This is a genomic window from Peribacillus phoenicis (assembly GCF_047238085.1).
Lineage (GTDB): Bacteria > Bacillota > Bacilli > Bacillales > DSM-1321 > Peribacillus.
The window spans coordinates 2,614,885-2,640,736 of sequence record NZ_JBDFMF010000001.1 but is presented as its reverse complement, the minus strand read 5'-3'; the positions used below and the strand labels follow the sequence as shown (position 1 = coordinate 2,640,736).

The 25,852-nt window shown below is 36.7% G+C and carries 21 protein-coding genes, 1 pseudogene and 1 riboswitch; of the genes and pseudogenes, 17 read left to right on the top strand and 5 right to left on the bottom strand.

Going from position 1 to position 25,852, the window contains the following annotated elements; all coding sequences use genetic code 11:
* Positions 1-124: 124 nt before the first annotated feature.
* Positions 125-1,429 (bottom strand): MFS transporter, encoded by a 1,305-nt coding sequence (locus tag ABC374_RS12880; protein WP_413018177.1) that lies wholly within the window; start codon positions 1,427-1,429, stop codon positions 125-127.
* A 218-nt stretch (positions 1,430-1,647) separates the two neighbouring features.
* Between ABC374_RS12880 and ABC374_RS12875 the strand changes: the two genes are divergently transcribed.
* From ABC374_RS12875 to ABC374_RS12845, 7 genes are all read left to right on the top strand, one after another.
* Positions 1,648-3,363, top strand: a complete 1,716-nt coding sequence (locus ABC374_RS12875) for an ABC transporter ATP-binding protein (protein ID WP_350299005.1) — start codon at positions 1,648-1,650, stop codon at positions 3,361-3,363.
* A gap of 405 nt (positions 3,364-3,768) precedes the next feature.
* Entirely contained in the window at positions 3,769-4,860 is a 1,092-nt protein-coding gene (gene wecB, locus ABC374_RS12870) for a non-hydrolyzing UDP-N-acetylglucosamine 2-epimerase (RefSeq protein ID WP_413018175.1), read from the top strand.
* On the top strand, positions 4,853-5,839 hold the full coding sequence (locus ABC374_RS12865; RefSeq protein WP_350299003.1) for a polysaccharide biosynthesis protein: 987 nt from the start codon (positions 4,853-4,855) through the stop codon (positions 5,837-5,839). The genes wecB and ABC374_RS12865 overlap by 8 nt, the downstream gene beginning before the upstream one ends.
* Positions 5,840-6,664 carry a dTDP-4-dehydrorhamnose reductase family protein gene (locus tag ABC374_RS12860; RefSeq protein WP_413018173.1) on the top strand — a complete coding sequence of 275 codons (825 nt, stop codon included), beginning with the start codon at positions 5,840-5,842 and terminating at the stop codon, positions 6,662-6,664.
* Positions 6,664-7,560: an NAD-dependent epimerase/dehydratase family protein gene (locus ABC374_RS12855; RefSeq protein WP_413018171.1), complete on the top strand. Its 897-nt coding sequence runs from the start codon at positions 6,664-6,666 to the stop codon at positions 7,558-7,560. The genes ABC374_RS12860 and ABC374_RS12855 overlap by 1 nt, the downstream gene beginning before the upstream one ends.
* Positions 7,561-7,662: 102 nt before the next feature.
* On the top strand, positions 7,663-8,436 hold the full coding sequence (locus tag ABC374_RS12850) for a sulfotransferase domain-containing protein (RefSeq protein ID WP_413018169.1): 774 nt from the start codon (positions 7,663-7,665) through the stop codon (positions 8,434-8,436).
* Between the two features lie 285 nt (positions 8,437-8,721).
* Positions 8,722-9,237, top strand: coding sequence for a hypothetical protein (locus tag ABC374_RS12845; RefSeq protein ID WP_413018167.1), 516 nt, complete (start codon positions 8,722-8,724; stop codon positions 9,235-9,237).
* A 255-nt stretch (positions 9,238-9,492) separates the two neighbouring features.
* Here ABC374_RS12845 and ABC374_RS12840 read toward each other — a convergent pair whose 3' ends face one another.
* Positions 9,493-11,274 (bottom strand): glycosyltransferase, encoded by a 1,782-nt coding sequence (locus tag ABC374_RS12840; protein ID WP_413018165.1) that lies wholly within the window; start codon positions 11,272-11,274, stop codon positions 9,493-9,495.
* Between the two features lie 288 nt (positions 11,275-11,562).
* Between ABC374_RS12840 and ABC374_RS12835 the strand changes: the two genes are divergently transcribed.
* The 8 genes and pseudogenes from ABC374_RS12835 to ABC374_RS12800 form a co-directional block, all read left to right on the top strand.
* Entirely contained in the window at positions 11,563-12,282 is a 720-nt protein-coding gene (locus ABC374_RS12835) for a glycosyltransferase family 2 protein (protein ID WP_413018163.1), read from the top strand.
* Positions 12,283-12,610: 328 nt separating this feature from the next.
* Entirely contained in the window at positions 12,611-13,483 is an 873-nt protein-coding gene (locus ABC374_RS12830; protein WP_350298995.1) for a sulfite exporter TauE/SafE family protein, read from the top strand.
* A 12-nt stretch (positions 13,484-13,495) separates the two neighbouring features.
* Positions 13,496-14,092 carry an adenylyl-sulfate kinase gene (cysC, locus tag ABC374_RS12825; RefSeq protein ID WP_350298994.1) on the top strand — a complete coding sequence of 199 codons (597 nt, stop codon included), beginning with the start codon at positions 13,496-13,498 and terminating at the stop codon, positions 14,090-14,092.
* Between the two features lie 68 nt (positions 14,093-14,160).
* Positions 14,161-15,339: a sulfate adenylyltransferase gene (gene sat / locus ABC374_RS12820; RefSeq protein ID WP_413018160.1), complete on the top strand. Its 1,179-nt coding sequence runs from the start codon at positions 14,161-14,163 to the stop codon at positions 15,337-15,339.
* Positions 15,340-15,456: 117 nt separating this feature from the next.
* Positions 15,457-16,443: an NAD(P)-dependent alcohol dehydrogenase gene (locus ABC374_RS12815; protein ID WP_413018158.1), complete on the top strand. Its 987-nt coding sequence runs from the start codon at positions 15,457-15,459 to the stop codon at positions 16,441-16,443.
* Between the two features lie 193 nt (positions 16,444-16,636).
* Positions 16,637-17,173: a GNAT family N-acetyltransferase gene (locus tag ABC374_RS12810; protein ID WP_413018156.1), complete on the top strand. Its 537-nt coding sequence runs from the start codon at positions 16,637-16,639 to the stop codon at positions 17,171-17,173.
* 183 nt (positions 17,174-17,356) lie between these two features.
* On the top strand, positions 17,357-17,917 hold the full coding sequence (locus ABC374_RS12805) for an HPP family protein (RefSeq protein WP_413018154.1): 561 nt from the start codon (positions 17,357-17,359) through the stop codon (positions 17,915-17,917).
* Positions 17,918-18,414: 497 nt separating this feature from the next.
* Positions 18,415-18,696 (top strand): annotated as a pseudogene (locus ABC374_RS12800) (DNA alkylation repair protein); the annotation flags it as partial.
* A gap of 136 nt (positions 18,697-18,832) precedes the next feature.
* On the opposite strand, the gene ABC374_RS12795 reads toward ABC374_RS12800, so the two are convergent.
* Positions 18,833-19,747 carry a DMT family transporter gene (locus tag ABC374_RS12795; protein WP_413018152.1) on the bottom strand — a complete coding sequence of 305 codons (915 nt, stop codon included), beginning with the start codon at positions 19,745-19,747 and terminating at the stop codon, positions 18,833-18,835.
* Between the two features lie 253 nt (positions 19,748-20,000).
* Here ABC374_RS12795 and ABC374_RS12790 point away from each other — a divergent pair, with 253 nt between their 5' ends.
* Entirely contained in the window at positions 20,001-20,471 is a 471-nt protein-coding gene (locus ABC374_RS12790; RefSeq protein WP_413018150.1) for an Lrp/AsnC family transcriptional regulator, read from the top strand.
* A 408-nt stretch (positions 20,472-20,879) separates the two neighbouring features.
* Here ABC374_RS12790 and dapA read toward each other — a convergent pair whose 3' ends face one another.
* Positions 20,880-21,776, bottom strand: a complete 897-nt coding sequence (dapA, locus tag ABC374_RS12785; protein WP_413018148.1) for a 4-hydroxy-tetrahydrodipicolinate synthase — start codon at positions 21,774-21,776, stop codon at positions 20,880-20,882.
* 135 nt (positions 21,777-21,911) lie between these two features.
* A riboswitch (Lysine riboswitch) is annotated at positions 21,912-22,090 on the bottom strand.
* A 557-nt stretch (positions 22,091-22,647) separates the two neighbouring features.
* Complete coding sequence (locus ABC374_RS12780; RefSeq protein ID WP_413018146.1) at positions 22,648-23,103, bottom strand: DUF2690 domain-containing protein; 456 nt, start codon at positions 23,101-23,103, stop codon at positions 22,648-22,650.
* Between the two features lie 405 nt (positions 23,104-23,508).
* On the opposite strand from ABC374_RS12780, the gene ABC374_RS12775 reads away from it, so the two are divergent.
* The gene (locus tag ABC374_RS12775) at positions 23,509-25,767 is read left to right on the top strand and encodes a metallophosphoesterase (RefSeq protein ID WP_413018144.1); all 2,259 of its coding nucleotides are present in this window, start codon (positions 23,509-23,511) and stop codon (positions 25,765-25,767) included.
* Positions 25,768-25,852: the final 85 nt, after the last annotated feature.

Here is a 25,852-nt window from a genome sequence, read left to right as displayed (position 1 = left end):
GGGTGCAGGCGGTTAATAGAAGTGTTATATTTTTCCCTTGTTTGGATGTGCAACTTTTATCAGGCCAAGCCAATCACACCTAGAAGAATTTAAAGGGAGCCAATATCGTTCGAATGGCAATTAATCAATAAAAAGGAGCCATGGAAAACCAAGGCTCCTTTACTTTAACGGTTAACCGAATGGAATGCATCATCTCGGAATATTTGATGACTGATTTGGCATCGAATGCTCTTTTTTTTTCCTGTAAGTCTTTCTTTTTAAAAATTGCATAAAGAAAGGCAAGGAATATCAGGGTGGAAGAAAATTGGAACGTTGTTTTCACATTGTATGTTTCCGTTATATAGCCTAATAGTAAGACAGAGACTGCAAATGTAAGATTGATGACTGCTCCCCAAACGGCATGAATTTTTGCAAGAGTTTTTTCCGAAGCATGGTCTTGGAGTAGCTTTGCATAGATCACTTCCCGGATTTGTTCCGGGAGACCGTACAGGCATGCCAGCAGCAAAGCCAAAGCAGGAATACTGGTAGTTCCAAAAAGCAGGGTTAGCATTGAACTGAGAAATAGCCCGAAAGTGATGAAGAATCCTATATATTTTTCTAGTAACTTGGCAAAACGGATGACAATCAATCCACTGAATATCATGCCGACAAAGTAGCTTGTGTTAATATAGCCCCACCACTCCTCACCCAGTTGCAGGTTCTGTTCAACATATACATATATAACGGCAGCCACCCACACGCTTGAAGCCAAAGTAGTTATAAAATCAATGGAAATGAGTGTACGGATAGTTGGGATTTGTCGAATCGAAACCCATCCGGATTTAACCGAACCCCAGATTGACGGAACAACAGAATCTGTCGTTCGTTCTGAGACTTCTATTCTCATTGTATAGATCGTTGAAACGGCAAAAAGTATGACCGTAAGCCAAATAATGAAACTGCTGTTGGTACTTATCAATAAGACGGAACCTAGTGGCCATCCTGTTACAAAGATGGTCTGGGTGATCATATTCAAGAAACCATTCGCTTTCATCCGTTCTTCTTTTGGAACTAATTGAGGAACCAAAGCTGCGCTGACCGGGGCAGCGACTCCATCCAATAATGAAATGGAGGCATTGAAGCAAATGACGGCAACAGCAAAACCATGATTGAAATTTGTTATATAGATTCCTAGACCAACGAGTAAGATGGACTTCCACCATTGAGATTGTACAAGGATTCTTTTTAAAGGAAACCTGTCGATGACAAGGGGGGAGAGTAAACTGCTGATAAACCGAAAAATCGTTGTAGTGAACGGAAGCAAGCTCAAATAAAAGGCAGATCCCGTCAAAGTATATAATAATGAAATCAACCCGACTACATAAAATATATCCCCTAGATTTGCAAACGCCTGACCGATCCAAAGGCATCGAAACGATGAGTTTTTCATATATACCATCCTTTTGCGAAAATAAAGTTACTGGATATTTAGAATGGTTATAATTTTTACACTGGATTCACTCCTTAATTTACTAGATTGCTTGAGCCGGGTTAGGCTGTTTTATAGATGATTTTACCATAATATGAACATGGGGGTTCTGAAATGCTTGCTGAATATTGAATATGGAATTATACTCCTTAATATATGTAAAAAAGGAGAAAAATTTGATGATTCGACGTTTTGCTTCATATTACCTGCCGCATAAGCGGTTATTCATTATTGACTTCTTCAGTGCAGTGGTCGTTGCTGTACTTGAACTTGCATTTCCGCTAGCTGTTCAGTGGTTCATAGATACACTGCTGCCTGGCGACGATTGGTCTGCAATAGTTTCGGTAAGTGCCGGTTTGTTCCTCCTTTATATCATTAGTACCTTCTTACAGTTCATCGTAGGGTATTGGGGTCACAAATTGGGTATCAATATCGAGACTGATATGCGTGAAGAATTATTTGAGCATGTGCAGAAACAATCTTTTCGTTTTTTTGATAACACGAAAACCGGCCATATCATGAGCCGCATAACCAATGATCTTTTCGATATTGGTGAACTTGCTCACCATGGTCCCGAAGATTTATTCATTGCCTTCATGACTTTTATAGGCGCATTTTGGATTATGTTGACAATCAATGTGAAATTGGCACTTGTATCGGTTTGTATTTTACCGTTCCTCGTTTTATTAATTGTCATAAGTAATTTAAAGATGAATAAAGCCTGGAAGAAAATGTATACAGAAGTTGCAGATGTAAATGCCCGTGTGGAAGATAGCGTCTCAGGAGTGAGGGTTGTACAATCCTTTACTAATGAAACATATGAAATGAAAAGATTTGCTACTAATAATCGCAGATTCCGTAAAGCGAAACTTCTTGGATATAAGGTTATGTCCTTTAGCTTATCAGGCATTTATATGATGACGAGGTTTATGACCCTTGCCGTGTTGGTGATTGGAGCTTGGCTAACTTTTCATGGGCAGCTCTCTTATGGTGAACTGGTTGCATTCGTCTTATATGTTAACGTATTGTTTAAGCCAATCGACAAAATCAGTGCGTTGATGGAACTCTATCCAAAAGGGATGGCCGGTTTTAAGCGTTTTACGGAACTTCTGGATGTCGCGCCTGATGTCGTCGATAAAAAGGATGCAATAGAGGTAACCACCCTGTTGGGGGATATTTCCTTTAAAGATGTTTCTTTTAACTATGAAGACAAAAAGCCAGTTTTAAAAGGTATTGATCTTACAATTAAAGCTGGTGAGACCATTGCTTTTGTCGGGCCTTCAGGAGCTGGGAAAACGACAATATGTTCATTGATCCCAAGATTTTATGATGTTAAGACCGGTTCAATATCCATTGATGGAATTGATATTCGTGAGATGACGAAAAAGTCATTGCGCTCACAAATTGGCATAGTCCAGCAAGACGTGTTTCTTTTCACAGGAACAGTAAAAGAGAACATTGCGTACGGAATGCTTGGTGCATCGGATGAACAAATTCAAGATGCTGCAAGGAAAGCCCATTTGGAGACTTTCATTGAAGGACTTCCAGAAGGCTATGAAACTCAAATAGGTGAACGTGGCTTGAAATTATCTGGAGGACAAAAACAACGAATTGCAATAGCCAGGATGTTTTTGAAGAATCCGCCAATATTAATTCTCGATGAGGCAACATCTGCACTCGATACTGAGACGGAAAGAATAATTCAGCAGGCTCTTACCGAACTAGCTGAAAACAGAACTACGTTAATTATCGCACATCGATTGGCAACCATTCGAAACGCTGACAAGATCGTGGTTGTTACGGAAGAAGGAATTGCTGAAGAGGGCGGTCACGATGACTTACTTAAGCAGGGGGGCATTTTTGCCAATCTGCATCAATTACAATTTCAAAAATGATAAAAAGCTATATGTCCCCATAAGGACATATAGCTTTTTTAATAGATTGGAGTAGAATTCAATTCAGAATGATTTCACATAGTTCGAAGGGTAACAAACAAGGTAATTGAAAAATGGATGAAACATTTACCTTTTCCAAAGAATGATAATGCTTCAGCGAACTTTATGGCTATCGAGGCAGATGTTCTACAAAAAAAGACTTGGAGTCCTTCCATGTCTTTTTTTATGAAAAAAAGTCTATAAACGGGTCTAGGCCATGGTCGGAAGTGCAGTCTATAAAGGCGGTTACTTGTGTTAAATAGACCGAAATCTAATAGGTTAGCCTATGTCAATAGGATTAGCTGTGCATACAATAAAGGGTAGACGGAGAGGCCATAAACCAGAAAAGAGTAAGGAGTGTAAATCGTGAAAGTAATGACCATCTTAGGGACTCGACCTGAAATCATCAGATTAAGTCTAATAATAAAGAAATTGGATCAATATGCTGATTCACATATTCTAGTGCACACTGGACAAAATTTCACTACATCCTTAAGTGAAATATTCTTCCAACAGCTACAGGTTAGAACCCCTGATTATGTCTTGTTGAATCAACAGCAAACTCTAGGAGAACAGTTAGCAGCCATTTATAAGAATTTAGAATCTATCATATTAAAGGAAAAGCCTGACAAAGTATTAGTGTTGGGGGATACGAACTCTGGGCTCAGCTCTATCTTAGCAGAGCGGATGGGCATCCCCGTCATTCATATGGAAGCAGGGAACCGTTGTTTTGACCTGGAAGTGCCAGAGGAGAAAAATCGAAAGATCATTGATGCTGTATCAAGCTTGAACTTACCTTACACTCCTCAAAGTAAAGAGAATCTTCTGAAAGAAGGTATCCCCAGCAAAAGGATATATTTATCGGGAAACCCTATTTTCGAGGTTTTGAACCATTATAACAATGAGATCGAGCAAAGTGGAATTTTGGATAAAATGAATTTGAAAAAGGAGGATTATTTCCTCGTAACTGCCCATCGAGCCGAAAATGTTGACTATGAAGACCGTTTGATGGAAATTATGAACGGCATTAATTTGGTTGCCGAAACCTATCAAAAAAGAATCATATGCAGTTTACATCCCCGAACAAAATCCCGTATAGAACTCAGTCCCAAATTAGAAGTGCACCCATTAATTGAATTTCATGAGCCATTTGGTTTCTTTGATTTCGTAAAGCTTGAAAAAAACGCTTTTTGTGTGCTGACCGATAGTGGAACCGTTCAAGAGGAATGTTGTTTGTTCCATGTACCGACCGTTACGATACGAAAAACAACGGAAAGGCCAGAAACAATTGAGTCAGGCAGCAATATGTTATCGGGAATTAATGCTAAACAAATCGTCAATTGTGTAAAGGTTATGGTTAACCAGCAAAAAGACTGGACTTTTCCAGAAGGCTACGACCATAAAAACGTTTCAGATAAAGTGCTTAAAATAATACTGGGAGGCCATAAAATTGATTAAGAATCGAACAATCTTGGTAACAGGCGGTACAGGCTCATGGGGATATGAATTGGTAAGGCAGCTATTGGATTTTGAACCGCGTGAAATACGGATTTTTTCAAGAAATGAGTCCAATCAATTTACCATGAAACAAGAGTTTGATAATAACCCGAAATTGAATTTCATAATCGGGGATGTAAAAGAGAAGGAAGCTTTATTGGAAGCATGCCAAGGCGTTGATTATATCTTCCACTTGGCAGCATTAAAGCATGTTCCTGTATGTGAAGATCAACCCATTGAAGCTTTAAAGACGAACGTAATTGGAACACAGAATGTAATAGAGGCAGCTATAAGCTGTAATGTACACTCGGTTGTAAACATTTCTACGGACAAGGCTTCGAATCCATCCAATTTTTATGGTCTATCAAAGGCAATGGCTGAAAGATTGATCATACACGCTAATACATTAAACACAAAAACAAGATTTGTTTGTATCAGGGGCGGAAACGTGCTGGGCACAAATGGAAGTGTCATTCATGTATTCAAAAAGCAAATAAAAGAAAAGGGAAAAATCGGTATAACGGACTTAAATATGACAAGATTCTTTCTAACCATTGAAGAAGCTATTAAATTGGTATTTAAGGCAACCTTTGAAAGCATTGGCGGAGAAATATTCGTGATGAAAATGCCATCCTGTAAAATTATTGACCTTGCTCAAGTATTGATTGATTCTTCTGATGTGGAAAATGTGGACGTGGATATCCTAGGTATTAGGCCTGGAGAAAAATTGCATGAACTCCTCCTCTCCGAATACGAAAGTAAAACGACGATTACTTTTGATGATGAGTACTTTGTTATTCTCCCTACAAGCCAATCAGAAGAATTAAAGGAACATTATTCAAAATATAAACCTGTAAACTTATTGAACTACAATTCCAGCAAAGAATTGATGAGTAAAGACGAAATCAAAGAGATATTACAAAAAGGCAGGTTCATTTAAATGAAAGTACTAATCCTTGGCGGAAAAGGGATGGCAGGACACGTAATAACAGCTTATTTTCAACAAAATCCACAGTATAAAGTGTTCTATACTTCAAGGGACCCCGAAGATAAGGATAGTATCTACCTAGATATTACTATCCCAACAAAGTTGGAGGAAATCATTGAATCTATAAAGCCGGATATAATTGTTAACTGTATTGGTATATTAAATGATCATGCGAGCAATAATCCAAAGCTGGCCTTCCAGGTAAATAGCTTACTGCCACATGAACTGGTCAAATTAACTGAACGGAACAATGGTAAATTAATCCATGTTAGTACAGATTGCGTGTTTTCAGGAACGAAAGGAAATTATACGGAGGTTGATATTCCTGACGGTACTTCTTTTTATGCTCAATCAAAACAACTGGGAGAAATCATTAGTGATAAACATTTAACTATTCGCACCTCAATTATCGGTCCAGAGCTAAAAGAAGATGGCATAGGGTTGTTTCAATGGTTTATGAAGCAAAGAGATCAAATCATTGGTTATGAGAAAGTGCTGTGGAATGGAGTGACAACACTTGAGTTGGCTAAAGCCATTGAAGCATTGATTGAGAATAACGTAACAGGCTTATATCATTTAGGTTCTGAAAATAAAGTGTCAAAATATAATCTATTGAAATTAATCAAGAGGACCTTTAATAAAACAGATGTTGAGATTTTACCTGACTCACATATCGTACTGGATAGAACAATAAAAAATACAAGGAACGATTTTTATTATCAGATTCCCACTTATGAACATATGCTAAAAGAATTAAAAAATTGGATGGAAAAGTAATGAGCCAGATGCCTAAATTATTAATTACGGGGGCAAGCGGATTCACTGGTCAGCATGCATGTAATCACTTTGTAAACGCAGGTTTTGCTGTTACTGCTGTGTCTAGAAAGAGTTTCGGAAATGGTCAAGTTGAGACAGAGCTTTGTGATCTAACAAACAAGGAAAATGTAGGTAAGTTAATAAAGAAAGTGAAACCCGATTATCTTCTTCATTTAGCAGGGCAAAACCATGTAGGAAAATCATGGATTGATCCTGTTTCTTCTCTGGAAGCAAATTCCATGTCAACGCTTTATTTAATTGAAGCACTAAGGCAAGAAAATTCAGCCTGTAAAGTGGTTATAGTCGGTTCAGCCCTGCAATTTGACCCTCAAAATATTTCAACTCTAACACACCCTTATAGTTTAAGTAAAACGCTTCAGGTACTTATTGCACAATCATGGGGAGTACTTTACAACATGAATGTCGTTATAGCTAAGCCCTCAAACTTGATTGGCCCCGGAATATCAAATGGTGTTTGTTCCATATTTGCAAAAAAGATAGTCGATATGGAAGAAAATAAAGCTGAAAAAGTACTTGAAGTAAGTAATCTGCAAGCAAAACGGGATTTTGTGGATGTAAGAGATGCGGTAAATGCTTATGAAATACTTTTAACCCAGGGGAAATCAGGGGAAATCTATGATATTGCTTCAGGGCAAAGTCGTTCATTAGCAGACATTATTATCCAATTTAAATCTTTCACAAATGTGGAATTTAAAACTAAAACAAGTTCAAACAGTACAACGGAAGACCATACCGAAATTAATGTATATGATATAAAGAAATTGGGATGGCAGCCCATTATTTCTTTTGATACATCTATATTAGATATTCTTAATTTTTACCGTAAGAATAAATGAACAAAAAGATCACTGGACTAGACTTATAGGGCGTCTTTAAATTTCTGTGAAAAACTAAAACTCCAAATCAAAAGATAAGACTAGTATATAGGGGAGATTGATTTGACTCAAAATAAATTGCTTTTGCCTAAGATATTTATAAATTCTGTTCCTAAAAGCGGTACGAACCTATTAACCCAAATCATAAAAGGAATTCCAAATATATACCAAGAGCGTTTCTTTGGGGGAGGACACGAGAACGAAGTTTTAAAACTAAAACAGGGTGAGATGCTGTCCTCTCATATTCCCTATGATTCTATATTTTCTAGTGAACTTCAATCCCAATCCATTAAACAAGTATTCATATACCGTGATTTACGTGATGTAGCTGTTTCAATGGTATACTTTATTAATGAGAAATTACACGAGCATCCACTGTATCCTGTATTTCAAAAAAGATTATTTAACTTTGAAGATCAATTAAATGCGGTGATTTTAGGAATAGACTTAATAGGTGAAGAAAAAAATAATAAATGGGGATTAGAAATTCGTTATCCGGGAATCTATGAAGAGTTTCATATGATATATGAATGGCGAAAAGATCCAACAGTTTGCAGTTTGTGCTATGAGGACCTAATTAATTATGAAACAAAAGATAAGGTAATTCTAAAGATTATTGATTATCTATGGGAAGATTTAATTGGATTAGATATTGAGAAGCGTGATTTATTACATTTAATGAAAAAAAATATCGATCCTAAAAGGTCATGGACGTTTCGTGAAGGAAAAACTGGAAGTTGGCGTGAAGAGTTCACAGAAGAAAATAAACTTAATTTTAAAGAGAAAACCGGTGATTTTTTAATCGAACTTGGATTTGAGGAGAATAATAACTGGTGAAAATATCCAATTAATAAATTGAGGTTATTAATTGGATAGAGCGTATAACTATTGAATTTTTAATTTTAAATTTTAGATTAGATATTAACAGTTAAAAAATAATTATAAATAAGAATGTTCCCTTCATTTCTGATACTAGAAAGTAACGCAGTCCTGCTAGTCGCTCACCTCGATTCTCTAATGAGTAGGACGAGATTTCCAAGTAGGGTGTGTTGGTGTGAAGAATTCCCCTTTTGTAATATCAATATTATTCTAGAAAGGTTAAACCACTTAAGATTTTTGATAATGATAATTGATTTATGTACTAATGTACAAGCATCAACGGAAAAATATCATATATTATTGAATAGCAACAAAGAAAGGATGATGATTTTGGTTAAGTTACTTGATGCGAGAACTTCCCAAAATGCTAGTTATGCAAACTCTATTGGAATTCTTGTATCTACAACACCTCAACTTTTTGCAAGACTAACTCTTAATGCAGCGGGTGCAACAGGACTTGTACGCACTCAAATATCTGGAACAGTAACGGTTCAGCTACCACTTTTACCTGTTACTACGTCTATTACCATGACGATAGTGAGGGGAAATAATCCCACTGATTTCCTTATTTATTCTGCACGGGAAGATCTTGAATTATCAATTTTAGGACCTCAGATACTATCATTTTCAGCTTCTGATTTTAATGTTCCCATTCCCGCTAATAACCAAGTTGTATATACGGCGTTCATAACAGCTAGTGCAATAGGAACTATAAGAGTAGGCCCCGAAAGCTTCAATGCAACAATATATTCAGATTAAATAATTCGATATCAAATAGATTTAAACTATTAATCTTTTAAAATATTGAGAATTGAGAACCGTAATATATAATTGAAGAGGCCATAAATATATGTTAATTCTATAGGGGCAGCTCTAATGGCCCCTGCAAAACAGGATAAATAAAGGAAAATTAACATGTAGAAAAACCGCTTCCTTTTGAATGGAAGCGGTCATTCCTTTTATGGTGTATTCTCACCTCTAAATCCAACTAAAGGCTGGAGAGTGGAATGGGTCTCAATGATTTGCATTTTTGAGTTCTTGGATCATGTTTATAAAATTTTCTGAGTATTTACCAGGTGAGAAGTTTGTTTCGATGTGCTCGACAGCCTTTCGTCTAATTTCTTCTCTTAAAGGAATGTTTGACAATAACTCATTTCCTTCTATTTCTGCCTGATCGATATTTCCCAGATCGAAAAATTTTCCTGTTTGATTATGTTTGATAAAACTGCGTACCCCATCAGAGTCTGTTGATAGGACAGGGCAACGGCAAACCATTGCTTCCAGTACAGCATATCCAAACCCTTCTACTTTTGATGTAGAACATAAAAAGCCACCGGAGTCACCAATGATAGAAAAATATTCAGCCATTTTACTATGTGGCTGATTTACATACATGGTAAGGTGGCTCTTCAAGTTTAATTCGTTAACTTTTTCTTTGAAGGCTAACCTTTCTTCCTGAGTTGACAATGTGTTATCTTCAAACATCCAAAGTTGGATAGAAGGGGTCTTAGTAATTAATTTAGACCCAATTGTTAAGAAATCTCTCCAGTTCTTATTTTCTTCCAACCTTCCTACCCAGGCAATAATTGGATTTTCTCTCCTTGTGTGTATCTCGTATTTAAAATCATCAGTATTGAAGCAATTATGAAAACAAAATTTTTTCTTATTAGGAAAATAAGTCTCAAATGCTTGAATAAGATGAGGTGTTTGAGGGTATAAAATTGCGTCACAATAATCATCTATTATGGTTGTGTGAACTTGTAAATAATTATTTGCATATTCTTTGTTGAAACCTAACCCTTGATTTTCGTAAATTAAAATTCCCTCGTACCCAAAATTCTTTATTGTTTGTAATAGCACAAGATCGGAAGCAACAACAATAGCATCATAATTTCCATTTAGGATAATTGATTTAATTTCATTATCGTTATTTGATACAAAAATAGAAGTATTAATTTTGTTTTGTAGTCCCGTTCCATTTTGTGTATATAAAAAGTGACAGTTTATTTGTTCTTTTGAAAGTGCATAAAAGCGTTGTCTATTTAATGTTTCAATTCCGCCGCTCGGAACAAAAAAAGTAAACAAGACATTCATTTCTCTTTTCGGCTTTTCTGAATTTTCAGGTGGGTACCAGTCTGCTCCTTCAATCGTCCCGTCGTTTTTATTAATGGTTGAATCGTGGGCGATTATACCGGTACCTTCATCCAATTTCCAATAGCCAAAAAGAGCTGGTTCATTCCCGGTAAGTTTTTTACTCATATTTTGTTGGATTTCATGGGGCCTCCTTGCTGTGCTCCAGATTCGTATTTCATTTAGACCACCAACATAAAAGCTTAAACCCTTCATTCCCGCAAAAACTCCCGAAGGAACTACTGTTTTTTTTCTACTGACTTTTCCCGTTTTAGTATATCTTCCATTTATATATAATGTGGGTTTTTTATTAGTATATACAACAGCAATATGCGTCCAATCATTTATTGGCGCTTCGTGAACTAAAGTCGCAGGTAAATGGTCAATTGTATGCTCATATACTGAGATTCCATTTGTTCCAACCGATACTCCAACACCTGCCCGAGTACCATCCCCATCAACGTATGCTCCAAATACCGGTACGATGGCAAATCGCTCGTTAATAATTTTTGAGAAGCCGCTTGTAGCTATTTTTTTGACTTCATGAGGAAGTTCTGGTTTTGCCCAGAATTCTATGGTAAATGTATTTTGAATTTCTGTGAATAGTCTTTTTTTAGTCGTTATGGTGCCATTCTTTTGGAAAGCAGGAAAAGTGTTGTGTTGCATAATTGAAAACCTCCAGCAATTTTTTTAAAAAGAATCAAATGCATGTTTATGTAATGGGGCTAGTTTATGTACATTAATTCAGCACTTAAGTTGTTATAAATGGTGGAAAGCTTTTATCAATATATGTCCTTCTTCCAATTTTTAGAATATATTACAGATAAGAGACTGGATTTATTGGTGATTATTGGAAAGTGTAATCTGTTAATAATCGCTTTATCGGGCTCATATATTACGAGTATAACTATGCATCCTTAAATAGGGTTCACTGTTCTTTGAAGGAGGGGGAATGTGCATAAAGTATCGATTGTTGTTCCATTCTATAATTGTCCATATATCGATAAAGCTTTGGAGAGCTTGTTCAACCAAACCTACAAGAATATTGAGATTATCGTAGTCAATGATGGTTCTACATTATATTCAGAAAAAATCGATCCGTTTCTGGATAAAATAATATATATCAAAAAGGAAAATGGGGGAACTGCCAGTGCATTGAATACCGGCATCAAAAATGCAACAGGTGATTATGTATGCTGGCTTAGTTCAGATGACATCTTTTACCCTGAGAAGACAGAGATCCAGTTGGAAGCAATGGTAAGGGAAGATGCACGATTCAGTTATACCAGTTATTACTGCATTGATGATAATGGCGAAATCATTACTCCGATTATAGGGATATACCCACCTAATCAGCTTGAACTTATTAAAGCAATGATCAGAGGAAATATTATTAATGGCTGCTCGGTCATGATTCACAGGAAGGTATTTGAGCTCATCGGAATATTTGATGAGTCACTTCTATACACACATGATTATGATTTATGGTTGCGGATCTTGCAAAATTTCAAATTTCACTTTGTGCCTCAACCGCTATTACTATATAGGAATCATACAGAAATGGGCTCTAAAAAGCATGAAGGCCTCATTAAAATGGAAAATAGGCTGGTGGTTAATCGACATCATGCCAAAATGAAACAATTATTGGTAAATGAACTTAGGAAACAACAATAGGTGAGCATGATGTAAAGGAGGTCCCTGTTTTTTCAAAACAGGGACCTCCTTTAGTTGTTGGAAGGGCCTGACTTTCATCACGGGACCACGAGGGTGGCCAAATGAAATTTCTAATTTCATATATGAGTCTATAACATACATAAAGCTCTTTGCATATCTTATAGAAATCATTTTTTTTCCTTAATAAAAAGGGACTGTCACCAATTAAAGCTTTTGTCAGGAAGGGCTTCATTGCGTTAATCGACAGTGGACGAGCGTCAGTGCATTGGTTGATAACACGGGACAACAGGTACGTTATAAAAAAAGGAATGCTTTGTAGGAGGAGAAAATGAGAAAACTCATTATATTTGCGTTTATCGGATTTCTGGCGCAGCTGATCGATGGTTCATTAGGCATGGCATATGGGGTTACATCCACATCGATGTTGCTGACATTCGGAATCGCACCGGCAGTGGCCTCTGCATCCGTTCATCTATCAGAAGTCGTGACAACGGCCGCATCAGGCATTTCACATATGAAGTTCGGGAATGTCGACCGCCAGGCTCTTTTCAAATTAATCATACCTGGATCTATTGGGGCATTTGCAGGAGCGTGCTTTTTAAGTAACTTACCTGGTGATCTGATAAAGCCATACATTTCGATATTTCTGCTGATTCTTGGTGTGTATGTACTTTTCCGCTTTTTAAGAACGTCTACGACAAAAAGTGAAAAGAAATCAATTAATCTTACAAGAAAAAAATCGATCACCTTGGGATTGATAGCGGGCTTCGCAGATGCAACGGGTGGGGGCGGTTGGGGTCCTATCACAACTCCAGTCCTATTATCCCAAGAAGGTGTTCCTGCCAGAAAAGTGGTTGGTACAGTTGACACTAGTGAGTTTGCAATTGCTGTTTCCGCAACCCTAGGGTTTCTCATTGCATTAGGTTGGCAGGAAGTGAACTGGTTTTGGGTAACCTCCCTGATGGTAGGAGGAATTATTGCTGCCCCGATTGCTGCATGGATCGTTACGAAATTGCCATCTTATTTATTGGGAGTCCTTGTCGGGGGTTTTATCATTTTGACGAATGCTCGAACGCTGCTTGCTACATGGTCTCTTCAGGATCATTGGGTCACCGTCATATATATGCTGATATTGATCGGGTGGGCAGGTTCTTTGGTATTTGTCATCCGGAACAACAAAAAGGGGTTCCATAAAGATTAAAGGGGAGATAGCGTGAGTAGACAAAAGAATATCCATCAACATCCTTTTTCCATTACGAAAGAGCTAAGGCAAGCTCAGCACGGACATAAAAGCTATATTCTTTGGTTTACTGGTTTATCAGGGTCAGGTAAGTCCACCATCGCCAACATGGTCGAGGCAAGACTGCATGCGATGGGAATATCGACATATATTTTAGATGGAGACAATCTACGGAATGGATTAAATGAAGACCTTGGTTTCAGCTCTGGTGACCGTAAAGAGAATATAAGGCGAATCGGAGAGGTCACCAAACTATTTGTGGATAGTGGAATAGTAGTATTGGCCACTTTCATTTCGCCTTATGCAAGTGACAGGGAGGATGTAAGAAAAAAAGTACAACAGGATGAGTTTATTGAGATTTATGTAAAGTGTCCCATCGAAGCCTGCGAAAAACGGGACCCCAAAGGATTGTACAAGAAAGCTAGAAGTGGGGAAATCACCTCTTTCACAGGCGTTTCGGCTCCATATGAAGAACCGGAAAATCCGGAGATACTAATTGAAACCAGTCAATACACCATTGAAGAATGTGTGCAGCAGGTCATGAACTATTTAAAGGATAATGATCTTTAACATCGACATGGCCGAATTTGAAAAAGAGAATATGAAAAAAACCAAATCAAATGAGTGAGGGGTTATAAATGAAGGTTCAAAGAACCAGTATCGATCCACATGGCGGGAAACTGATTCAACGTGAATTATCAGGAAAAGACCGTGTGGAATACTTGGAAAAGTGTAAATCCTTATCGTCCCTGACCATCTCGAAATGGAATATTTCCGATCTGGAAATGATTTCAAACGGAGCGTTCAGCCCGCTTGTAGGATTCATGGGAAAAGAGGATTACCGAAGTGTCATTAAAGATATGCATCTGGCAAATGGCTTGCCATGGACGATACCGATCACTCTTCCTGTCACGAAGGAAGAGGCAAGTCGGCTGAACATTGGCGATGAGGTCGCTTTATACAGTTATGACGGGGAACTTGCTGGTATCATACAGGTGGAAGAAACGTTTGCATACGATAAACTGGAGGAAGCAAAACTCGTATATAAAACAGACGATCCCAATCACCCTGGGGTTAAAAAGCTGTTTGGACAAGGGGATATCTATGTTGCCGGACCAATTTATTTAATAAATGGATCATCGCATGAGCCATTCGGGGAATTTCATATGACCCCTTCCGAAACGAGAAAGATGTTCACGGATTTAGGTTGGAATACTGTTGTCGGTTTTCAAACGAGGAACCCAGTACACCGTGCACATGAATACTTGCAAAAAACTGCATTGGAAACCGTTGATGGACTATTATTGCATCCTCTTGTCGGTGAAACGAAAAAAGATGATATACCTGCTGATGTTCGGATGGAAAGCTATCAAGCATTACTAAAAGGCTACTATCCAATGGATAGGGTTTTACTTGCCATATACCCAGCAGCAATGCGCTATGCTGGGCCCAGGGAAGCAGTATTTCATGCAATTGTCCGAAAGAATTATGGGTGCACGCATTTTATTGTCGGCCGAGATCATGCGGGTGTAGGCAATTATTATGGCACATATGATGCCCAAGAAATCTTTAGCCAGTTTGATCCGCTGAAAATTGGCATAAAACCTCTATTCTTTGAACATAGCTTTTACTGTAAAAAATGTTTGAATATGGCTTCCTTGAAAACATGTCCCCATAAAGATGAAGATAGGTTTATATTAAGTGGGACCAAAGTCAGGGAAATGCTCCGGAACGGCCTTGTCCCGCCACTTGAGTTTACACGTCCTGAAGTGGCCGAAGTTCTTATTAGAGGCATGAAAATAAATGAAGGCGAGTAAGCTATTGTAAACGCGTTTAGATTTAGTATTTTTTAAACTGGCGGAGCAGTATAGTCCGAGTACAGTTTTTGTAGATTCGTAGATATTAAGTGAAGATAACGAATTGGAGGAGGATTAATGAAAGCGATCGTTTACACCAAGTACGGTTCCCCCGACGTTCTTCAACTGAAAGAGGTAGAAAAACCTTCTCCTAAGGAAAATGAAATACTGGTAAAAGTAAAAGCGACAACGGTAACAATGGGGGATATTCGGTCACGGAGCTTTACAGTTCCACTCTCTGTTTGGCTTCCTGCCCGGATAATAATGGGTTTAAGACGTCCCAAGAAATCCATATTGGGCTTGGAGTTATCCGGGGAAGTTGAGTCAGTAGGTAAAGGTGTTAAGCTGTTTAAAGCAGGTGACCAGGTTTTTGCAGCTTCCCAAGTGGGTTATGGTGCTTACGCCGAGTATAAGTGTCTGCCTGAAGACGGGCCAGTTTCCATTAAACCCAATAATTTATCCTATGAGGAAGCCGCAGCCATTCCAATTGGGGCACGTACAGCATTGTTTTATCTTAGAAAAGCTGACATTCAGAGGGGGCAAAAGGTTCTTGTCTATGGTGCTTCAGGAAGTGTAGGAAGTTATGCAGTGCAAATAGCAAAGTATTTCGGAGCAAAAGTTACAGGGGTTTGCAGTAAAAAGAATATAGAATTGGTAAAATCTCTTGGAGCCGATCAGGTTATCGATTACACTTCAGAAGATTTTTCCAAAAATGGTGAGACCTACGATGTTATTTTTGAAGCGGTAAACAAGAGTCCGTTTTCAGCTTGTATGAAATCGCTGAAGAAGGACGGAACTTATCTAAATGTCGCCAAGCCGTTACCCGGTTTTCGAATGCTATGGACTAAATTGACAACCGGCAAGAAACTGATATTGAGTCAAAATTCCCCTGAAACTCCCGAAGCTCTAAACTTCCTCAAAAAACTTGTAGAAGCGGGGAAGTTAGAAGTGGTCATTGACAGATATTTTGCGTTTGAAGAAATAGTTCAAGCCCATAAATATGTAGATAAAGGACACAAGAAGGGAAATGTCGTCATAACTATGGTACATAACGGAAAATCCTAATAAATGAAATAGGGTAAGTAATCAAGCTTTTATAAAGCTAGGGGATGCGTTAATTATAAGGTTAGCCGGTGTATACTGGTTGACCTTTTTTTGAAAAAAGGAAATCTGATATATGTCACGGTAGTACGTACGGTATTATCGAGGTGTGCCTCTGGAACGATATAAATCTAGTTTTAGCAAAGGGAGTGGAACAATGTTTCCGATATTAGAGACAAAACGGTTGGTCTTGAGAGAATTGGCTGAAGGGGATGCATTGGATGTATTAAAATGTTTTTCCAATCCAGATGTATTACGACATTATGGGCAACCTCCATTAACAAATACAGACCAGGTGAAGCAAATCATTAGGAATTTTTCAAAGAATTTCGATGAAAAACGTGGTATTAAATGGGGAATTGAATTGAAAGGAAAGGATGGCATTATTGGAACGATCGGATTTCAAGAATGGTTCCATGAACATAAGAGAGCAGAACTGAGTTATGCACTTTTACCAAAATATTGGGGCAACGGTTATGCAACAGAAGCTGTCCGTAAGGTGATTTCTTATGGTTTTAAAGAGCTTGACTTAACGCTTATTGGAGCAATTGTTTTTATTGAAAATAAAGCATCCAATAAGTTGCTGACAAATTTAGGCTTCAAAAAAGAAGGGATATTGAGAGATTACATGTACCAAAATGATGTTTCGTTTGATACTAATCTATACTCTTTAATAACGGTAAAGCCTAAATGAATTAACAAAGTACTAGGAACACTCGCGCCATGCACACAGACATAAGGGAAATTGTTAACTGTTTTATGGGAAACAAAAAATGAAAATTCAGATATATATTTTAAAATTCATTGTTTTCCTGTAAGATAACAATATATAAAAACCCTGTCGACTTACTTAGAAAACGCGAGGAAAACATAAACTATGGAATTCGTAAAAAGTCTTGAAAAAAGTTGGAGCGATCAACAGAATTTAGGTTTAACAGCATATTTTAAGAAAATTAAGGGTGAAGCTAGAGAAAAAGACAGAATTGATTATATGGATTCCTTTGTTTCAGCTATAGGTGGGCTCATTGCTATTATCATTATTAGTTTCATAGCTGTCCATTTAGGATATCCTATGGCATTGGCTCCTCTTGGGGCGAGCTGTGTTATTGTTTTTGGTGCGCATAAAAGTCTCTTGTCTCAACCACGTAATGTTATTGGAGGACATATTATCTCTACTACATCAGCTCTTATCATTTGGAGCATCTTTGGTAAAAGCCTGCTCATTATCGGTCTAACATTGGCTATTGTATTGATTATAATGACTTTCACCAAAACTGTTCACCCCCCCGCAGCGGCAAGTGCCCTTGTTTCTATTAATTCCCAAGCTGGTTGGGGATTCCTGATTTCAATTGTAATAGGTACCTTATTATTAGTTTTTATATCGATGATTTATAATAACTTATTTCAAACTAGACAATATCCAAAGCACTGGTTTTGAAAAATTAATATATTAACAAACGCTTAATTTGTGACTGTATTATAGCTCCTCACTAATTTGATAACTGCTTTACTACAAAAAGCGGGGAGGAGCGGCTTTTCCTTACTAATAGAATTAAAAACTTATTTACCATCACATTTACATAAAAAATAGCATATGATAATGATTTGATAAAGCTTGATGGGCAGTGATGAAATCCCAGTAAAAAAGGTGAATGTTATGTCTGATCCAGAAAAAGGAGATTCTTATCAAATCAGTTTGTAAAATATTCGCCATCACTCACAGCGGAAAATTTCAAAAAGAAGGAAGTGCAAAATAATAATTCCATTTATCAGCAACTTCTTGTGCAATATCTGACTCTGATAAAGTTACAGCGTCTACTAAATCGGACAGATAAAAATACGCAGCATCCATCCAACGATCATAATCCGAATAATGCCTTCATAGGACATAGCATCGTAGGTCCCCGAGGAATAAAGCTCTTCAGCTAGACGGTGCTTTTAGGGAATCGACTAGACGATGAATTTTCAGAAAGCAAAATTTCAATATGCTTGACCTTGTGAAAAATAAAATTCACGATTCGCCAGAACGAACGAAATCCGCTATGAATGGGGATTTTATATTTGCCGCTCCATGAAAAGGAAGTCGAGACCGCAAAGGCAATAGGAATAGTCAAATTGGACAAGAAAAAAAGCAGTTTTCTAAATGCTTACAAAAGTATTCAAAAAGAAGTCGATACAGGAAGGATTGGATTTAAACGCAAGCATGTAAGATGTTAAAATAAGCACTTTTTTATTAATTCCTTATCGGGAAAGTTTTTGAACAAATGAGCCTGTATCCACCTTGGATCAGGCTTGTTTGTATATATAGAAAATTAATCACGAGAGATATTACGTTTTTAGACTTTTAAAAAAATCATCCTTGAATCTGCGATTGTCTAGAATTCTTTTTGAAAATCACCTTCGCTTTAAAATAAGAGAACAAATAACAACCTATAATCACGATACCACTACCAATTCCTTGTACCCACGTCATTTTTTCACCTAATAATAGAAAGGCTAAAATTGCAGTAAAAATAGGATTGAAATTCAAGAAAATACCTGATGTTGTTGTACCTAATTTTTGTACACCAATGTTCCAAAGTACCATACATGCTACAGTTGAGATAACGCCTGTATATAAAATAGATTGTATGAAAGAAGTATTTATATTAGAAACTGCAAAATTAGAAAAATTAAACGGAAGAAGAACTATAAGTCCAAATATACCAGAATATAATGTAGACATCATGGGTGTTGTTGTTATCATTGCCCATTTGCTACAAACGGAATATATTCCCCAAACGCATACAGCAGCCATCATATATAAATCACCTGTATTAAATCGTAATGAAAGGAATAGATCCATATTTCCTTTAGAAAGTACAAGTATTACGCCAATAAGCGAAAATAACATAGAAAACATTTGTAGAATATTAATTCTTTCTTTTAAAAAGAAAAATGAAAAAATAGCAATTGAAATCATGTTTAATGTTGATATTAATCCAACATTAGTTGCGGATGTTTTCTCTAATGCTACAAATTGTAATAGGTTAAATAGAACCACACCTGTAATTCCCATCAAAAATAAAGGAAGGATTGCACTTCGAGGGGGAAATATCTTTTTTTCTTTCCACCATACAATTGGCAAAAGACAACTAATAGCAATGATCCACCTTAAACTTGTCAACGTCATCGGAGAAGCATGACCGACAAGCGATTTTCCTACGACAAAGTTTCCACCCCATAATAAACTTGTTAAAAGTAATAACGAAAAATAATAATATTTCATATCTTTTTGCTCCTTTTCATCTTTCACAGTTTAAGTGAAAAAAGATCGAAGCCATTGTGCACAATGACATTTCAATTTTCATAATTAATTACTAATTATTTTAACATTTTAGTTCGTTAGTTAATATGTTATTTTGTATAATAGAAGAAACTTAAAATAATATTAAAAAATATTGCTGATATACAGAATTAAATTAAGTTTTATTATTAAGGTGATACCGTTTTTGGAACAATTGTAAAAGGAGTGACTATAAGTGGAATCTATCGTAAGCAAGGTTCTAGATAATGTTGATATTCAAATTTTAGATTTACTGCAAAAGGATGCACAGTTAAGCAATACTGAGCTTGCAAAGCGTGTCAAATTATCTCCACCAGCTATACATTCAAGGATAAAACGTTTGGAAAATGAAGGGTTTATTAATGCACAAGTAGCAATTTTAAACCAGGTGAAGCTAGGTTTTGATTTATTATGTTTCATTTTTATTAGTACGAATATACATCAAGCTGAAGAACTGGAAGTATTGGAAAAGGCATTAGCTTCTATGTCAGAAGTATTAGAGTGTCATTGTTTAACAGGTGAGTATGATTATCTTCTAAAAGTGGCTAACAAAGATCGGAAGGAATTAGAAATATTTATTAGAAAGTTAAATAAACTAGGTATAACAAAAATTCAAACTAGCCTAGCTCTCAGAGAAATTAAATATTCAACAGTTTTACCCATATAGGAAGAAAAGTCCCGTTCGTAAAAGTACACTTTATCGCACGTTTTTTGATAGAACAAGAGAACGAGAGAAAGGTAGAAGAAGGAATAAAAAAATGAAGTCCTTAAATTTGGAAACATAAAGTTTGCAGCAAGGATCAAAATGAAGAACAGCAACATCAGGCCATGAAATAAAAGGGTTTGGAGAAAAAAATGGCCTTTCTAAAGAGAAACATAGGCTATTTATTCATTATCAATTTATATTAGTAAATATAAATCCATTCTGCTCAACTAGTTTAAGCAATGAGCCTTGCATCGATTAAAAAGCAGTGCACTCTTTATGAGTTGCACTGCTTTTTAAAATTTTATCCCGTTTATTATGGTCTTTAATTAGAAAATCGGTATTAAAGTATAGCTGAAAGAATCATTATCTTTATTTATTTAACAAAACAGCTTCTTCATTACTAGGTTGTAAAGCTATTTGTAGTGCTCTTTTTTCTTCATCGTTTAAAGGGACCATCGGTAAACGGACACCTCCAACATTTAACCCCCGCATATTTAATGCTGATTTTACTGGTGCCGGGCTTGGTGCAGCAAATAATGCTTTCATGATTGGAAGAAGTTTACGATGCGTAGAAGCAGCACCTTGGACATCACCATTTTTAAAGCTATTGATCATTTCTTGCATTTCATTTCCAATTATGTGTGAAGAGACCGAAACAATGCCTGTTCCACCGATGACTAAAACCGGTAATGTTAACCCATCATCGCCGCTGTACAATGTAAAATCACTAGTTGTTTTGCTAATGATTTGTGCCATGGCATCTAAGTCACCACTTGCCTCTTTTACTGCCACGATATTGTTAATTTTTGAGAGGTTAACAATCGTCTCCACTGACATGTTTACAACACTTCGTCCTGGAATATTATAAAGCATTACCGGTAATGATGTTGAATGGGCAATAGCGCTAAAGTGCTGAAATAATCCTTCTTGAGACGGCTTGTTATAGTATGGGGTAACGAGCATGATTCCGTCGACTCCTGCTGCCTCTGCTTGCCTTGTCAAGCTGATAGAAGCTCTCGTGTTATTTGAGCCAGTTCCAGCTATGACTGGAACTCTTCCATCAACAACTTCTACAACAATTTTGAATAAATCCAGTTTCTCTTCTGTTGTTAATGTAGGAGACTCTCCAGTTGTACCAGCTACAACTAATCCATCAGAACCATTAGCAATTAAATAGTTTACTAAAGTTCTCGTAGCATTAAAATCAATCTCATCATTATGATTGAACGGGGTAACCATTGCGGTTAAAACTTGGCCAAAATTCATAACTACACACCCTTTTGTATAATATTTTTTTAAAAATTCAGAGGTGGTTAGGGCCATTCAGGAGTAAACGCAAAAAAGCAACAACGAGGATTCGCTGCTGCAGTAGAAACAATATTTACCAAAAAATGTTTCCGCGCATAAGATAGCCCTCCATATAGTTTCCTATATGACAGTCCTGTATTTATTCAATAGCAGAACCAGCTTCAAGAACATGAGATTCTTTCCACTTCGGCAAATTCCCCTTTCCACAATAGTCATAGGATCTCATTCTCCTCAAAATGTGTACTAATGGTCTTTGCTCCTCTATCCTCACTTCAAAAAGTATGAAGTAAGAAAATATTTAATTGACTGTAATATAACAAGGAATCCTTTCTATTGCAAGGCCAATTTAGAAATAATTTTTAGAATACATGAATTATCAATGGAAATGGATACGGTATAGGGCTGGATTCATCTTTTTTAGTATTATGTAATCTCAATATTTATAGATTTATAAAACAAACTGTGTGAAAAATTTCAACCTTTTATAGTCAGTTTTGACAATAGATATATCTTTTAGAAGGAATCAAGGTGGGGGAAGACAGCAAGATATGAAAATCCGTGACGTGGAAAGCAAGAAAACGATCGCTTCAATTGTCAGTAGGATACCATTGATTCAGGATTGGAACGAGATACATATAAACAGCATACGTATCTCGTTCCAAATCCATGAGATGAAATGAAAAAAACCATTAAGATTCGTGGGGGTGTTAACAAAGAAAATTGATCACGCATTGAACTGCGAAATGGATTGTGCATAGTAGGCAAAATGGGAAAGATGGCAATAATGCAATTCTACCGTCGTTAACAGGAAGTTTTCATTAGTATCTCATTAATAACGACCGGTGTTCGCAGAAATAATGAGAGCCCCGCTTGAAGAATAAATACCTGCTTTGGCCAAAGCATTATACGGATCTAAATTCCATAATTGTGCAGTATAACATGATGTCTGCCCTTTCATTATCCATCCGTTTCCACCGGAACTAGCACAACTTGTAAATGCTCTCTTAGTCGTGCCATTAAAACTGTCAACCCAAACATTTGCATAATAATCGTAAGGAGCAGATGAATAAAACTTTAAGTAACCCCACGCCGTATGACAATACGCACTTCCTTTTAGCTGCACATATCCAATTTTCACACCGTTTTTATAGATATATTCTGTTTCATAGGTGATTGGGCTTTTAGAAGCACACCCTGTCGAATAAGGGTTTGTATTATCGTAGGACAAGGCAAATGCTTTATTCATCGGTGCAATCGCAAAAAAAACTCCAAAGACAAGAGTCATTACCATCACAATATTTAATAATTTTTTTATAATAACCTCTCTCCTTTCCTTCTTCTAGACTTTACCATATGAAAATTGGTATTTCTATGTACTATGGAATCATTTACCATCTGTATAAATATTACCATTTTACGGGTATCTACGGAGTTAAGGGATAGTACCCCATTCCCATTAAGAAAAGGAAAATCAATACCAAAAACGAGACAAAAGTGAATGGAACGAATACTGGACATAGTTTTATTTGATTTATTAATATATAAATTACATTGGTTTTATATTTTATTAATAATGTAAAGTTACTATTTTAATTGGTAAACACCATAAAAATTTATAAACAAGGAGGATATTTGTCGATCTGTTAAAAAAATACATAATTAGCTAAACGATAAATAGGAGGTATTGATTTTGAAAGGGAAATATAAATTTGCAGCGATGCTGACAGTTGTAACGGTAGGATTAACAACTTCTTTATCAAGTGTACAAGCATTCTCGGAATCTTCAAATTCAGATAATAAACGTAAACCAGAGCTCGTTTTTCCAGTAATCAGTGATGTACATATTGATGATGGATCAACAGCTGATATGAACAAGTTCAGAACAGCCATGGATCAATTAAATAAAGCTGCGCCTAGACAGGATGCTTTTGTTGTCGTTGGGGATTTAACGGACTATGGATACGCTTCTGAATACGATAAGTTCTTCTCCATTTATAATGAGAAGAAACAAGGTGATGTCCAATCCATGTTTACAATGGGGAACCATGATTATTGGAATGGACTTTCCGTTGAAAAGGCACAAGATCGTTTTCTCGAGAAAACAGGAATGGATTCTCTTTACTATCATAAAAAAGTAAATGGATATGATTTTATTACGTTAAGTCCGGAAAATGGTAATACGCATGGTTTATATTCTGTTAATCAAATTAACTGGCTAGGTGAAAAATTAGCTGCAGCAGAAAAAGAAAATCCGGACCAACCAATCTTTGTTTTTCTTCATCAACACATTAAAGACACTGTGTATGGAAGTGACTTGTGGGGAACTCAGGAAAATAAAGAACTTTTATATGATACTTTAAAGAAACATCCACAGGTTATTACATTTTCAGGCCATTCTCATTATCCACTTGAAGACCCTAGAACGATTCATCAAAAAGACTTTACGTCAGTTGGCACGTCTTCTGTTAGTTATTTGGAATTGGAGCCAGGCAAACTTCAAGGGTTCCATCCAGAAGGATATCGGGATATTAGTCAGGGAATGATTGTAGAAGTTTATAATAATGAAGTTGTCATTAAAAAACGTGACTTTCATAAAGACGATTGGACTGGAAAACCATGGGTAATAAAAAATCCTTCTAAAAAAAATATATTTAAATATACAGACGATCGAGATCAGTTACCACCGGTTTTTGCAGTTAAAGACAAGGCTTCGATTGTAGAAGAAAAATCGACACTAAGAAGTTTAAATGTAACATTTCCACAGGCAAAAGATAACGCACTCGTACATTCTTATCACATTACCGCCAAAAACAAGGAAACAGGGGAGCTGGACGCAGATTTCACCGCATTTTCTGAATTCTATTATGACCCTGTGCCAAAGAATTTAGAGTTCCCAGTTGCTGGACTTAAGCCAGGTACTGATTATGAAATTAAGGTACAAGCACTAGATTCATTTAACAATAGCAGTAAAAGGGTGTTACTGGCTGATGGTCAGACAAAAGCCCTGGAAATGGTCTCGGCACAAGCTTCTCCTGCTTTAGTAACGGATGGTGAATCGACTGCACTCCAAGTGAAGATGAAAAATTATGGAAGTAAAAGTGTGAAAGGGAAAATTAAAGTTGATGCACCAGAAGGTTGGAGTGTGGAGCACAATGAACTTGAGTATGAGCTATCAGGAACTGAAGAAAAAATGTTGCCAATAAAAGCTACACCTAGCAAGGAGATTTCGGGTTCATCACAATTTAAGATTACTGCTTACGAGGGAGGCCAAATAATTGGCTCCAAGAATATAAATGTATTCGTCAACATGATGCTTGGAGAAAGTTTTGACCAATTAGAGTCTGCATTAAAGCCAGCAGTGAATGAAAACATTCCAAGTTCCATTCTCGGGTGGAGCCATACAGCTCCTAATGGCTGGTCGGTTACAAATAGCTCGAATATGCCAGCTGGTACAGAAGAGTGGCAAGGTTGGAGCTTCACAACAAAGGACTTTTGGACAAAAGCAGAAGACCAGGAGCGTAACAAATTTGAACTTGGTCAAGGTGTTATAGCAGTAGCGGATCCTGATGAATGGGATGATAACGGTTCACCAGCAGCAAAAGGCTTTTTTGATAGTACTTTAACTTCACCTTCTGTAAAAGTTGATGATGCAAAAGATTTATACCTAGGGTTTGCATCCCACTATAAACAAGAAGGAACGCAAACAGCTGAAGTAACTGCTGTCTTTGATAATGGGGAAAAACAACAAGTTCTCGTTTATGACAATAAAGCTGCTTCGGATAATAAAAATGGACATGTTTTGAATAAGTATGAAGTTAAATCGATTAAGGTTCCTGAAGATGCTTCTTCTATGAAATTACAATGGAGAATGCATAATGCGAAAAATAATTGGTTTTGGTCGATTGACGATATTAGATTGGATGACCAAATGATCGTTTCACCAAATTAATGAGAAGAACAGGTGAACTTTTTTTGAAATTTGTAAAAAGCGGACTTTCCTTATGGGGACGTTCGCTTTTTCTCTATGGCTCACA